General features: G+C 42.5%; 11 protein-coding genes. 10 read left to right on the top strand and 1 reads right to left on the bottom strand.

Features of this window, described 5'->3' with window-relative positions; all coding sequences use genetic code 11:
* Window positions 1-144: 144 nt before the first annotated feature.
* The 4 genes from clpX to yihA all read left to right on the top strand — a co-directional run bounded on the left by clpX (window position 145) and on the right by yihA (window position 6,289).
* A complete protein-coding gene (gene clpX, locus AKG37_RS03155; protein WP_024423180.1) occupies window positions 145-1,410 on the top strand; it encodes an ATP-dependent protease ATP-binding subunit ClpX in 1,266 nt (421 codons plus the stop codon).
* A gap of 137 nt (window positions 1,411-1,547) precedes the next feature.
* Entirely contained in the window at window positions 1,548-3,209 is a 1,662-nt protein-coding gene (gene lonB, locus AKG37_RS03150; protein ID WP_060697525.1) for an ATP-dependent protease LonB, read from the top strand.
* 171 nt (window positions 3,210-3,380) lie between these two features.
* Window positions 3,381-5,705 (top strand): endopeptidase La, encoded by a 2,325-nt coding sequence (gene lon / locus AKG37_RS03145; protein WP_060697524.1) that lies wholly within the window; start codon window positions 3,381-3,383, stop codon window positions 5,703-5,705.
* Entirely contained in the window at window positions 5,702-6,289 is a 588-nt protein-coding gene (gene yihA, locus AKG37_RS03140) for a ribosome biogenesis GTP-binding protein YihA/YsxC (protein WP_060697523.1), read from the top strand. The genes lon and yihA overlap by 4 nt, the downstream gene beginning before the upstream one ends.
* A 44-nt stretch (window positions 6,290-6,333) precedes the next feature.
* Here yihA and AKG37_RS03135 read toward each other — a convergent pair whose 3' ends face one another.
* A complete protein-coding gene (locus AKG37_RS03135) occupies window positions 6,334-6,819 on the bottom strand; it encodes a hypothetical protein (RefSeq protein ID WP_060697522.1) in 486 nt (161 codons plus the stop codon).
* Between the two features lie 243 nt (window positions 6,820-7,062).
* On the opposite strand from AKG37_RS03135, the gene hemA reads away from it, so the two are divergent.
* Genes hemA through hemL form a run of 6 tightly spaced genes read left to right on the top strand, consistent with a single transcriptional unit; the run spans window position 7,063 to window position 13,317 of the window.
* Window positions 7,063-8,430 (top strand): glutamyl-tRNA reductase, encoded by a 1,368-nt coding sequence (gene hemA / locus AKG37_RS03130; RefSeq protein WP_060697521.1) that lies wholly within the window; start codon window positions 7,063-7,065, stop codon window positions 8,428-8,430.
* A gap of 7 nt (window positions 8,431-8,437) precedes the next feature.
* On the top strand, window positions 8,438-9,268 hold the full coding sequence (locus AKG37_RS03125; protein WP_060697520.1) for a cytochrome c biogenesis protein: 831 nt from the start codon (window positions 8,438-8,440) through the stop codon (window positions 9,266-9,268).
* 37 nt (window positions 9,269-9,305) lie between these two features.
* On the top strand, window positions 9,306-10,241 hold the full coding sequence (hemC, locus tag AKG37_RS03120; protein ID WP_060697519.1) for a hydroxymethylbilane synthase: 936 nt from the start codon (window positions 9,306-9,308) through the stop codon (window positions 10,239-10,241).
* On the top strand, window positions 10,238-11,029 hold the full coding sequence (locus tag AKG37_RS03115) for a uroporphyrinogen-III synthase (protein ID WP_060697518.1): 792 nt from the start codon (window positions 10,238-10,240) through the stop codon (window positions 11,027-11,029). Before hemC ends, AKG37_RS03115 begins: the two co-directional genes overlap by 4 nt.
* Window positions 11,029-11,997: a porphobilinogen synthase gene (gene hemB, locus AKG37_RS03110; protein WP_060697760.1), complete on the top strand. Its 969-nt coding sequence runs from the start codon at window positions 11,029-11,031 to the stop codon at window positions 11,995-11,997. Before AKG37_RS03115 ends, hemB begins: the two co-directional genes overlap by 1 nt.
* A gap of 27 nt (window positions 11,998-12,024) precedes the next feature.
* Window positions 12,025-13,317, top strand: coding sequence for a glutamate-1-semialdehyde 2,1-aminomutase (gene hemL, locus AKG37_RS03105; protein ID WP_060697517.1), 1,293 nt, complete (start codon window positions 12,025-12,027; stop codon window positions 13,315-13,317).
* Window positions 13,318-13,629 lie beyond the last annotated feature (312 nt).

Here is a 13,629-nt window from a genome sequence, read left to right as displayed (position 1 = left end):
CTGTTATACATATCTGAATGTGCAGTGTTAGAAACACATCGTTACCGTCTTTTAGGAAAGTATGGTAAAATGCATACATACTGGACCCAGAAAGGTAGCTGACTGTTAGCTACAGGCAAGTGAAGAAGAATAAGGGGTGAAAGAATGTTTAAATTCAACGAGGAAAAAGGTCAATTAAAATGCTCGTTTTGCGGAAAAACGCAAGATCAAGTGCGTAAACTGGTCGCAGGACCTGGCGTATATATATGTGATGAATGTATCGAGCTTTGCACGGAAATAGTTGAAGAAGAGCTCGGCACTGAGGAAGAAGTTGAATTCAAGGATGTTCCGAAACCTCATGAAATTCGGGAGATTCTTGATGAGTATGTCATCGGACAAGACAATGCGAAAAAATCCTTAGCTGTAGCGGTTTATAACCACTACAAACGGATCAATTCCAACAGCAAGATTGATGATGTTGAGCTTTCGAAAAGTAATATTTCTATGATTGGTCCAACAGGAAGCGGTAAAACATTACTTGCTCAGACACTTGCTCGTATTTTAAATGTTCCATTTGCGATTGCAGATGCAACATCATTAACTGAAGCAGGTTATGTTGGTGAAGACGTAGAGAATATTTTACTAAAGCTGATCCAAGCAGCGGATTATGATGTAGAAAAAGCGGAAAAAGGCATTATCTACATCGATGAGATCGATAAAGTAGCAAGAAAATCAGAAAACCCTTCTATCACTCGTGATGTATCTGGGGAAGGTGTTCAACAAGCCCTTTTGAAAATTCTTGAAGGAACCGTTGCTAGTGTGCCGCCTCAAGGTGGACGTAAGCACCCGCATCAAGAATTCATTCAAATTGATACAACGAATATCCTCTTCATTTGTGGTGGAGCCTTTGACGGTATTGAGCAAATTATCAAACGCCGCTTAGGTCAAAAAGTGATCGGATTCGGTGCGGAAAATAAAGTCGAAGATCTTGAAAAAGAAGTTCTTCTATCAAAAGTACTTCCAGAAGACTTGCTTCGCTTCGGTTTAATTCCAGAATTCATCGGTCGTCTTCCGGTTATTGCAAGCCTAGAGCCGTTAGATGAAAAAGCACTTGTAGAAATCTTGACGAAGCCTAAAAATGCACTCGTTAAGCAATATACAAAAATGCTTGAGCTTGATGATGTTGAGCTTGAGTTTGAAGAAGATGCTCTTAGCGAAATTGCGAAAAAAGCAATTGAGCGCAAAACAGGAGCACGTGGTCTTCGCTCAATCATTGAAGGCATCATGCTTGATGTGATGTTTGACCTTCCATCTCGTGATGATATTGAAAAATGTGTAATCACTGGTGCAACGGTTGCTGATGGTGAGCCGCCCCGTCTTGTGTTGAAGGACGGAACAGTCGTCAATAAAGATACAAAAACATCTGCATAAGAGAAGTTATCACTCCTGAATCAAATTGATTCAGGAGTTTTTTATTTATCGTGGAAGACGTGTTTATTCCGTCCAGCTCTAGGAAATACTAGCAGACAGAAACCAATACATACGATAGATGAAGGAGGGAGCACCGATTGAGCTGGACAGGAATCGTATTATTCATACAGCTGTTCTTTGGAATCGTCATCGGGCTGTACTTTTGGAACTTACTGCGAAATCAGCGTACACAAAAGGTGACGATTGACAAAGAATCAAAGAAAGAAATGGAAGCGCTCAGAAAGATGCGGTCAATCAAGCTGAGTGAGCCTTTATCAGAGAGAGTCCGGCCAAAGGGGTTTCAAGATATTGTAGGGCAGGAAGACGGCATTCGTGCTCTAAAAGCAGCGCTGTGCGGACCGAATCCTCAGCATGTCATTGTCTACGGACCGCCGGGGGTTGGAAAAACAGCCGCAGCCCGTCTTGTCATGGAAGAAGCGAAACGTCATGCTGACTCACCGTTTAAAAAAGATGCCGTATTTGTAGAGCTCGATGCCACAACCGCAAGATTCGATGAACGGGGCATCGCGGACCCTTTGATAGGTTCCGTTCATGATCCGATTTATCAGGGGGCAGGAGCGATGGGGCAGGCAGGTATTCCGCAGCCGAAACAAGGAGCCGTCACGCATGCGCATGGCGGGGTTCTGTTTATCGATGAGATTGGCGAACTGCATCCGATCCAAATGAATAAAATGCTTAAAGTACTTGAAGATCGGAAGGTATTTTTAGACAGTGCCTATTACAGTGAGGAAAACACCCAAATCCCGAATCACATTCATGATATTTTCCAAAATGGGCTGCCGGCTGATTTTCGATTGATTGGTGCCACAACTAGAACACCAGAAGAAATTCCACCAGCAATTCGCTCAAGGTGCTTAGAAATTTTCTTTAAGGATCTTGACCAGCATGAACTGAAAATCGTCGCTGCTAAGGCTGTCCAAAAGATTCAAAAGGAATTAAGTGATGAAGGGCTGAACTTGTTAACCACCTATGTGAAAAATGGTCGTGAAGCCGTCAATATGGTACAGATCGCCGCTGGAATGGCCGTCACGGAAAATCGAAAAGACATCACACTCGCTGATGTAGAGTGGGTCATTCATTCAAGTCAGCTGACACCAAGATATGAACAAAAAGTACCGGAAAAGCCAAAAGTGGGGGTAGTGAATGGTCTGGCTGTCTACGGGCCAAACAGCGGTGCCCTGCTTGAGATTGAAGTGAACATATGTAAGGCGCTTGAAAAAGGAAGTATCAACATTACAGGCATTGCAGAAGAAGAAAGCATAGGCAGCCAGTCTAAATCCATTAGAAGAAAAAGTATGGCCAAAGGCTCTGTTGAAAATGTATTAACAGTAATGAGAAACTTAGGCATTCGGACAAATGAATATGACATCCATATTAATTTCCCAGGCGGTGCCCCTATTGATGGTCCGTCTGCTGGGATTGCAATGGCGACAGCGATTTTCTCTGCCATTCATCAAATCCCGATTGATCATTTGACAGCGATGACAGGTGAAATTGGCTTGCAGGGTCAGGTGAAGCCGATCGGTGGTGTGATACCGAAGATTAAGGCGGCGAAACAAGCAGGTGCCACAACAGTCATTATTCCTTATGACAACCAGCAGTCGATCTTAAAAGAGATTGAAGGTGTCACCATCGTGCCTGTGAAGCACTTCCAAGAGGTGCTGGATCAGTGTTTGGTCAATCCGCCAGACGAGAAGAAAGATGGACTAGAAGACGAAATGAAGAGAAAATCTGTTTAATCCCCATCACATATGGGGATTTTTTAGTGAAATAGATCTTTTTTTCTTTTTCAAGATAAAAAGAAAGGGTATACTACGGTAAGATCATCATTTCTTAAGTCTTTTACATTGTACAAGACTGAAACAGGTATATTATAATGATTCATACTAGTGACGGAGGTGTCAATCAACATGGCAGATGAAATCAAAAAGAATGTTCCGCTCCTTCCATTGCGAGGTTTGCTTGTTTATCCAACAATGGTCTTGCATTTGGACGTTGGACGCGAGAAGTCTGTTCAAGCATTAGAACAGGCCATGATGAACGATCATATGATTTTTCTAGCAACACAGCGGGAAATTTCAATAGATGAACCAGGTGAAGAGGAAATTTTCAAAGTCGGCACCTACACAAAAATCAAACAAATGCTAAAACTGCCAAATGGAACGATTCGTGTACTCGTTGAAGGCTTAAATCGAGCACAGATCGAAACATACGTGGAGCTGGAGGACTATACGTCCGTTGATATTAAAGAATTGGCAGAAGAAGAATTAAAGGACGCAGAAGCAGAAGCACTCATGCGCACTTTGTTAGATCACTTTGATCAATACATAAAAATTTCAAAAAAAATCTCAGCTGAAACATATGCAACGGTGACGGATATTGAGGAACCGGGGAGAATGGCAGATATCGTCGCTTCTCACCTGCCGCTTAAATTAAAGGACAAACAAGAAGTACTAGAAACAGTCGATGTCAAAAAACGGTTAAATCGAGTCATCAGCTTAATTCACAATGAAAAAGAAGTGCTGGAAATTGAAAAGAAAATTGGGCAGCGCGTCAAACGTTCAATGGAACGAACGCAAAAAGAATATTATTTGCGTGAACAAATGAAAGCCATCCAAAAGGAGCTAGGTGACAAAGAAGGAAAAACAGGCGAAGTCAGTTCATTAATGTCTAAAATCGAAGAGTCCAGCATGCCGGATTCTGTTCGCGAAACGGCGCTAAAAGAATTGAATCGTTATGAAAAAATTCCTTCAAGCTCAGCTGAGAGCTCTGTCATTCGAAATTATATTGATTGGCTGATCAATCTTCCATGGGGAATTTATACAGAAGATCGTCTAGATTTAAAGCTTGCAAGTGAAATTTTAGATGATGAGCATCATGGGCTGGAAAAAGTCAAAGAACGTGTGCTTGAATACCTTGCTGTACAGAAACTCACCAATTCATTAAAAGGACCGATTCTTTGCTTAGCAGGACCTCCTGGAGTAGGGAAAACATCACTTGCCAAGTCCATTGCTAAATCACTTGACCGGAAGTTTATCCGTATCTCACTTGGCGGTGTCCGTGATGAATCTGAAATCCGTGGACATAGAAGAACATATGTAGGTGCGATGCCAGGCCGTATCATTCGCGGGATGAGCAAGGCAGGTACTATGAATCCAGTGTTTCTTTTAGATGAAATCGATAAGATGTCCTCTGATTTTAGAGGTGATCCGTCTTCTGCTATGCTTGAAGTATTGGACCCAGAGCAAAATCATAACTTTAGCGATCACTATATTGAAGAGACATTTGATTTGTCTCAGGTGTTATTTATTGCCACTGCCAACAATTTAGCAACCATTCCAGGTCCACTTCGTGATAGAATGGAGATTATCACGATTGCAGGGTATACAGAGGTTGAAAAAGCAGAGATTGTGAAAGATCATCTTCTGCCGAAGCAGCTAAAGGAGCACGGATTAAAGAAAGGGAACTTGCAGCTTCGTGAAGCAGCGATTTATGATATGATTCGCTATTACACAAGAGAAGCAGGAGTTCGTGGATTAGAGCGTCAGCTTGCGGCGATTTGCCGAAAAGCGGCAAGAGCGATTGTGGCTGAAGACCGCAAACGCATCACGGTGACGGAAAAGAATTTAACTGAATTTCTAGGAAAAAGACTGTACCGTTATGGTCAGGCTGAAACGACAGATCAAGTGGGGGTTGTCACAGGACTTGCGTATACGACAGTTGGTGGAGACACCTTATCCATTGAGGTATCCCTCTCGCCGGGGAAAGGCAAGCTCTTGTTAACCGGTAAGCTTGGTGATGTCATGAGAGAATCTGCACAGGCGGCATTCAGTTATATTCGTTCCAAAGCAGATGAACTGAACATTGATCCTAATTTTAATGAAAAGCATGATATTCATATCCATGTTCCAGAGGGTGCGGTTCCAAAGGACGGGCCATCAGCTGGTATCACCATTGCGACGGCTCTTGTATCAGCACTCACAGGACGTCCTGTATCAAAAGAGGTTGGTATGACAGGAGAGATTACGTTAAGAGGAAGAGTGCTTCCGATTGGCGGACTAAAAGAAAAAGCATTAGGCGCACATCGTGCAGGATTGAAAACCATTATTCTTCCAAAGGACAATGAGAAGGATATTGATGATATTCCTGAAAGTGTGAGAGAGGGATTAACCTTTATTCCGGTTTCACATTTAGATGAAGTGCTTGAGAAAGCGTTGGTAGGAGAGGGAAGATGAAAGTAACAAAATCAGATATCGTCATTAGTGCGGTGAAACCAGAGCAGTACCCGAGCGGCGGGCTGCCTGAAATCGCTCTTGCTGGACGATCAAATGTTGGAAAGTCCTCGTTCATCAACTCATTGATTAATCGTAAAAATTTAGCGCGTACGTCTTCTAAACCAGGTAAGACACAGACGCTTAATTTCTACATTATTAATGATATGCTCCATTTTGTGGACGTTCCAGGCTACGGCTTTGCCAAGGTATCAAAAACAGAGCGCGAAGCCTGGGGTAGAATGATCGAAACGTATATTACTATGCGTGAAGAATTAAAAGCAGTCGTCCAAATTGTGGATCTGCGCCATAAGCCATCAGTAGATGATGTGAACATGTATGAATTCCTTAAATATTACGGAGTTCCTGTCATTATCATCGCAACAAAAGCGGATAAAATTCCAAAAGGCAAATGGGAAAAGCATGCGAAAGTCGTCAAACAGACGCTTGACATTGTCCCATCAGATGAACTCATCCTATTCTCTTCTGAAACAAAAAAGGGAAAAGATGAAGCCTGGAATGCCATCCTTGCGAAGATTAATAACTAAAAAAAAGGCATCTGTTATCAGCAGATGCCTTTTTATTGTATAAGTTATTTCCTTTTTAAAAATAATAAGAGGAGACTGACAGCAATCAATACATAAGGCCAGTACAATTCAAAGCCGGAAGTAGGGATCGAAAGGGAACTCAGCTGTTTTGTAATTTGCTGAAAGAAATAAAGGAACAGACCGAGTGCAATCAGCACAACACTTTCAATACGATATTCTTTTTTCTGAGATGATTTCACAAAAAGTGCAAGTCCTACAATGAACACAATCATCGTAAATGTGTCTGGCCAGTGGTCCAATTTTGGCTGAAGAATAAAGTGTAGCGCAAGGCCTGTCATGAGCATACCGATAAACACATGAGCGCTTTCTTGCTCCTTTTTTCCTTGATATAAGAAAGCGAGGCCAAAAAGTAATACAAGTGTGTACCATTTCTCTTGGTCCTTCCAAATGTCAAATTGACCTCCTGAGAGAATGGCGTATAGCGCTACAGCCAGCAAAGTAAGCGGCAGCAAAATGGATTTCTTCTTCAAAGATGTCACCTTCTTTTAAGCAGATCATTTGTCCGCACGCGCCAAATCTGGTAAATTGCTTGAAGTGATGATATGGCATCAGTGGGTGTCGAACATTTTTCTACTATATCACAAGATTTTTGAAATCTGTTCACATTTTTTATCCAGTTAAAAATGAATATATGTTATAATCATTATAAATAATAAATTCTATATTGTAATTATTATAAATTAGACAGGGCGTTGGGGGTGCAAGCTGAAGTTATGCATATTCTTGTTGTGGGTTTAGATTATAAAACAGCCCCTGTTGAGATACGGGAACAGCTGAGTTTTGAACCGAGTGAGCTCGGAACAGCGATGTCCAAGCTTAAAGAAGAAAAAAGCATTCTAGAAAATATCGTTATCTCAACATGTAATCGAACAGAGATCTACGCAGTGGTAGATCAGCTTCATACTGGACGGTTTTATATAAAAAGATTTTTAGCCGATTGGTTCGGTTTAGAAAAGGAAGACGTTTCTCCATATTTGAAGTTTTACGAAAACGATGGAGCGGTTGAGCATTTATTCCGTGTGACATGTGGACTTGATTCCATGGTGATTGGTGAAACACAAATACTTGGTCAGGTGCGATCCAGCTTTAAAGTAGCTCAAGAGGAGAAGACCATTGGTACCGTTTTCAATTATTTGTTTAAACAGGCGGTAACTGTTGCAAAACGCTCTCATGCGGAAACAGATATTGCATCTAATGCTGTGTCTGTCAGCTATGCGGCAGTTGAGCTCGCTAAAAAAATCTTTGGACGTCTTTCTGATAAGCATGTCCTGATTCTTGGTGCGGGCAAAATGGGCGAACTGGCGGCTCAAAACCTTCAAGGTCAAGGAATTGGCCAAGTAACGGTCATCAATCGAACGTATGAGAAGGCGAAAGAATTGGCCGGACGTTTTTCTGGAGAGCCTAAGAGCTTAAATCAATTGGAAAAAACATTATCCGAAGCGGATATTTTAATTAGTTCAACGGGTGCTAAACAATTTGTCATTACAAAAGAAATGGTTGAAAGTGCGAATAAAAAGCGGAAGGGCAGACCTCTATTTATGGTAGACATTGCCGTACCCCGTGATTTAGATCCAGCCATTTCTGAAGTAGAAGGTGCTTTTTTGTATGACATTGATGACCTTGAAGGCATCGTGGCAGCCAACCTAAAAGAGCGCCGTGCAGTAGCTGAGCAGGTTGAGCTCCTCATCGAAGCAGAAATTGTTGAATTTAAGCAATGGCTGAATACGCTTGGTGTTGTTCCGGTCATTTCTGCACTTAGAGAAAAGGCACTCACCATTCAAGCGGATACGATGCAGAGTATTGAACGGAAGCTTCCAAATCTCACAAACCGTGAAATGAAGCTGTTAAATAAACACACGAAAAGCATCATCAATCAAATGCTGAAAGATCCTATCTTAAAGGCGAAAGAAATTGCCGCGGAGCCGAATGCAGAGGAAAAGCTTTTACTCTTCAAAGAAATCTTTGATTTACAGGTTGAAGATGAAGAGCAAAAGGTGGAGCCTGTACAGGTGGAACAAGGGTCATTTCAGCTGTTCAAACCAAATATGGCACAAGGCTTTGCTACGGTTGCCAGTGAGTGATTAAGCGATGATGGAATCCATTGTAGCGAGACTCAACGAAGCGACGATCTTAATCTATGCACTCAGTGTCTTGTTCTATTTCATAGATTTTCTTCAACACAACCGGAAGGCTGGAAAAATGGCTTTCTGGTTGCTTTCTATTGTCTGGCTGCTGCAAACAGTCTACATGTTCTATATTATGATGGAAACAGACCGGTTCCCTGTGTTGAATGTAGCAGAGGGGTTATATTTTTATACGTGGGTGCTTGTGACACTTTCACTTGTTCTCACAAAAGTATTGCGCGTTGAATTTATTGTCTTTTTTACAAATGTGATTGGCTTTTCCATGATGGCGATTCACACCTTTACACCATCTGATCTCCATTCAGCAGAACTTACGGGGAAGCTGACGAGTGAACTGCTCGTGATTCATATAACGATGGCGATTTTATCCTACGGTGCCTTTTCACTATCATTTGCTTTTTCGCTGCTCTATCTTTTTCAATATCGTTTGCTGAAAAAGAAAAAATGGGGGAAATGGCTTCTGAGAATTGAAGACTTATCAAAGCTTGATCATATGGCGTACGTCTTAAACATTATTGGGGTGCCAATGCTCCTGCTTAGTTTAATTCTTGGCATCATTTGGGCGTATATTTCGTATGATACGGTGTACTGGATAGATGCAAAGGTGCTTGGTTCGTTCATTATGCTGTTTTTATACGGCTTTTACTTATATATCAGATTGGTGAGAAATATGCAGGGCAAAGTCGTGGCACTGTGGAATGTCGCTTCATTTCTTGTGCTGATGATTAATTATTTTCTGCTTGGTAGCTTATCAACCTTTCATTGGTTTCAATAATGATGAGTCTTAAGGGCATTGTCGGGAGGAAGACGTATTGCGTACAATTAAAGTAGGTTCTAGACGAAGTAAGCTGGCAATTACACAAACAAAATGGGTCATTCAAAAGCTGTCTGAACTAAACCCTTCTTATTCTTTTGAAATAAAAGAGATTGTGACAAAGGGTGATCAAATTTTAGATGTGACCTTATCTAAGGTTGGCGGAAAAGGACTATTTGTGAAAGAAATTGAACAGGCGATGCTGAATCATGACATTGATATGGCGGTGCACAGCATGAAGGATATGCCGGCCGCTCTTCCGGAAGGTTTAGTCATTGGCTGTATTCCTGAGCGGGAAGATGTGCGGGACGCACTGATTTCGAAGGATCATTTGAGTCTAAGTGAACTGCCTAAGGGCGCAATTGTGGGAACGAGCAGCTTACGGCGCAGTGCGCAGCTTCTTCAGGAAAGACCAGATCTTGAGATTAAATGGATTCGAGGAAACATTGATACGAGATTGGAAAAGCTGAAAAATGAAGAATATGATGCCATTATTCTAGCGGCTGCTGGTCTGTCCAGAATGGGATGGAGCAAAGAGGTCGTGTCGGAATTTTTATCTCCTGAGACTTGTCTGCCTGCTGTTGGACAAGGCGCACTGTCGATTGAGTGCCGCGGAGATGATGAAGAGCTATTGCAGCTTCTTGCTCAATTTACGAATGAATATACGGAGAAAACGGTCCTTGCTGAACGAGCCTTCCTCAAACAAATGGATGGAAGCTGTCAGGTGCCGATCGCTGGCTATGCAACGATGAATGAGCATGATGAAATTGAATTGACAGGTCTTGTGGCATCTGCAGATGGGCACACGATTATTCGGGAAACTGTCACAGGCACTGACCCAGAGGCAATTGGAACAGCATGTGCGAAGCAGATGGCTGATAAGGGAGCAAAGGATTTGATCGACAAGGTGAAAAAGGATCTGTCCTCCCAATGACCATAGGAAAATCGCTTCACGGACAGACGGTGCTTGTCACTCGAAATGAACGTCAAGCGGGCGTGTTTCAGCAGAAGATTGAAGCGCTGAACGGCCATGCTGTTTTAACCTCTCTTATTCGATTTGAGCCTACGCTCACAAAAGAAAAAGCGCAGATTTTTTTAAAGGACTTAGAAAATAGCCACTGGCTTGTTTTCACGAGTGTGAATGGTGCGTCTTTTTTTCTGAACTTTATTAAAGACCATCATTTACATAAGAGCTTATCCCATTTGAAAGTCGCTGCTGTAGGAGAGAAAACCTCTGCCTATCTTGAGCAGCATGGCTTGAAGGTGGATGTGGTACCAGAACGATTTATAGCGGAAGAGCTGGCAGATGCGTTACTCGACCATGTGCGCCCAGGAGAGCGTGTATTTGTCGCAAAAGGGCATCTGTCACGCGATGTGGTAAAGAAAACCCTCATTCCGCTCGGCATAGAGGTAAAAGAATGGATTTTATATGAAACAGTCAAGGATGAGGACGGAATTGCCGCTCTCAAATCGGCAATGACGAAGCAATTATTTGATTTTATTACATTTACGAGCTCATCCACTGTTCATTCGTTTATGCATGCCATGGAAGCAGATGCAGCAATGCTGGCTCGATCTGACACCAGTTTTGTGACGATCGGTCCTCTGACAAAAGAGGCCCTGCTTCAATACGGGATTTCTTCTGAAACCCCAGATACTTATACGGTAGACGGGATGCTTGATTTGATGTGCCGTTTATCTGAAAGGAAGTTGAACCATTGATGAAATTTAACAGACACCGCAGATTGCGGACAAGCGCAGGTATGAGAGAGCTAGTTAGAGAAACCTTTTTAAGACCAACTGATTTGATTTATCCGATCTTTTTTGTAGAGGGAGAAAATGTTCGAAAAGAAGTCGCTTCAATGCCGGGTGTATATCACATTTCTGTGGATCTTGTGAAAGAAGAAATCCAAGAGCTTGTCGACCTTGGCATCAAATCGATCATTGTATTTGGTGTGCCAGATCATAAAGATCATGTGGGCAGCGAGGCGTATCATGATCATGGTATTGTTCAAAGAGCAACGCTAGAGATCAAAAAGCATTTCCCAGAGCTTGTGGTCATTGCAGACACTTGCTTATGCCAATATACAGATCACGGACATTGCGGAATCGTTGAAGATGGTGAAATTTTAAATGATGAATCGCTTCAGCTATTAGCGAAAACCGCTGTCAGTCAAGCGCGCGCTGGTGCAGATATCATTGCTCCTTCAAATATGATGGATGGATTTGTTGTTGCCATTCGTGAGGCTCTTGATGAAGCAGGCTTTATTCATGTACCTGTTATGTCATATGCTGTGAAATATGCAAGTGCTTTTTACGGTCCGTTCCGTGATGCGGCGCATAGTACTCCGCAGTTTGGAGATCGTAAAACATATCAAATGGACCCTGCAAATCGTTTAGAGGCACTAAGAGAAGCGCAATCTGATGTAGAAGAGGGAGCAGATTTCTTAATCGTCAAACCATCCCTTTCTTACTTAGACATTATGCGTGATGTGAAAAACGAATTTACACTCCCTGTTGTTGCCTACAATGTGAGCGGAGAGTATGCAATGGTTAAAGCCGCTGCACAAAATGGCTGGATTTCTGAAAAAGAGCTTGTTCTTGAAATGCTGACAAGCATGAAACGTGCAGGAGCAGAACTCATCATTACGTATCATGCAAAAGATGCAGCAAAATGGCTCTCAGAATAAAGAATGGATAGACAGGAGGACATTGAAATGGGACGTAGCTATGAAAAATCAAAGCAAGCATTTGAAGAAGCGCAGCATTTAATGCCTGGTGGTGTCAACAGCCCTGTGCGTGCATTTAAATCAGTCAACACAGACCCGATTTTTATGGAACGAGGCAAAGGCTCTAAGATCTATGATATTGATGGAAATGAATACATCGATTACGTGTTATCATGGGGACCGCTTATTTTAGGACATACGAATGATCGTGTAGTTGAAAGCATTCAGCGAGTAGCGGAATATGGGACAAGCTTCGGTGCTTCTACATTAGTTGAAAATGAATTAGCTAAGCTTGTATGTGAACGAGTTCCGTCCATCGAGGTGATTCGTATGGTCAGCTCGGGTACAGAGGCGACGATGAGTGCCCTTCGTCTAGCGCGTGGTTTTACAGGCAGAAATAAAATTGTAAAATTTGAAGGCTGCTATCATGGTCACGGTGATTCTTTGCTTATTAAAGCGGGTTCTGGAGTGGCAACGCTTGGACTTCCAGATAGTCCTGGTGTTCCTGAGGGGGTTGCCAGCAATACGATCACAGTGCCGTACAATGACTTAGAAAGCATTCGAGTTGCTTTTCAAGAATTTGGAGACGATATTGCAGGTGTCATTGTAGAGCCGGTGGCAGGAAATATGGGGGTTGTTCCTCCGCAAGAAGGTTTCCTGCAAGGACTGAGAGACATCACGGAGCAATACGGATCCTTACTCATTTTTGATGAGGTCATGACAGGCTTCCGTGTGGATTATCACTGCGCACAAGGCTATTTTGGCATTACACCTGATCTGACGTGTCTTGGTAAAGTAATTGGAGGCGGTCTTCCGGTCGGTGCTTATGGCGGAAGAGCAGATATTATGAGACAAATTGCGCCAAGTGGTCCCATTTATCAAGCAGGAACGTTATCTGGTAACCCACTTGCGATGACAGCGGGCTTAGAAACGTTGAAACAGCTGACTCCTGAGTCTTATGTAGAGTTTAGACGAAAAGGGGACCGGCTGGAAGAAGGCATTTCGAAAGCGGCGAAAGCAAACGGAATTCCATTAACGTTTAATCGAGCGGGTTCCATGATCGGATTCTTCTTTACAAATGAAGACGTGATCAATTATGACAAAGCGAAAACAGCTGATCTTGCTCTATTCGCTGAATTTTACAAGGAAATGGCCGATCACGGCATCTTCCTTCCACCTTCTCAATTTGAAGGATTATTCCTATCAACAGCTCATACAGATGAAGACATCGAATATACAATTGAGACAGTGGAAAAGGTCTTTCAAAAACTACGTCGATAAACAAAAGCCGATATGGAGACATATCGGCTTTTTTATCATGACAAAAGGCTTGTTTTCAGCCTTTTGTTTTCTTTTCAGCGTGAATTGAAAACCTTTGAAGTCTAGGAAGGTCGAGCACAGGAGCGGAGCGAATTTGATATTCGTGAGCACCGGCGCACAGACCTGACAACGAATGCGGAGGTTTGTCTGCACGCTGGGCCGATATGGAGACATATCGGCTTTTTTGTATTGGAGAAAACCAATCATATTTTGACTCTCTCCCACATACAACTGTATTGACATCTAATTTTATTTTTTAAGGATTAGATGAAA

Origin of the sequence: Bacillus australimaris (assembly GCF_001307105.1) — a bacterium.
GTDB classification, from domain to species: Bacteria; Bacillota; Bacilli; order Bacillales; family Bacillaceae; genus Bacillus; species Bacillus australimaris.
This window is presented reverse-complemented; position numbering and strand designations above follow the sequence as displayed.

What these genes read in the sequence shown, in the direction of transcription:
- AKG37_RS03115 (WP_060697518.1), top strand. Translation starts at nt 10,238, where the DNA reads ATGACCATAGGAAAATCGCTTCACGGACAGACGGTGCTTGTCACTCGA.
- AKG37_RS03125 (WP_060697520.1), top strand. Translation starts at nt 8,438, where the DNA reads ATGATGGAATCCATTGTAGCGAGACTCAACGAAGCGACGATCTTAATC.
- clpX (WP_024423180.1), top strand. Translation starts at nt 145, where the DNA reads ATGTTTAAATTCAACGAGGAAAAAGGTCAATTAAAATGCTCGTTTTGC.
- hemB (WP_060697760.1), top strand. Translation starts at nt 11,029, where the DNA reads ATGAAATTTAACAGACACCGCAGATTGCGGACAAGCGCAGGTATGAGA.
- hemL (WP_060697517.1), top strand. Translation starts at nt 12,025, where the DNA reads ATGGGACGTAGCTATGAAAAATCAAAGCAAGCATTTGAAGAAGCGCAG.
- lon (WP_060697524.1), top strand. Translation starts at nt 3,381, where the DNA reads ATGGCAGATGAAATCAAAAAGAATGTTCCGCTCCTTCCATTGCGAGGT.
- yihA (WP_060697523.1), top strand. Translation starts at nt 5,702, where the DNA reads ATGAAAGTAACAAAATCAGATATCGTCATTAGTGCGGTGAAACCAGAG.
- hemA (WP_060697521.1), top strand. Translation starts at nt 7,063, where the DNA reads ATGCATATTCTTGTTGTGGGTTTAGATTATAAAACAGCCCCTGTTGAG.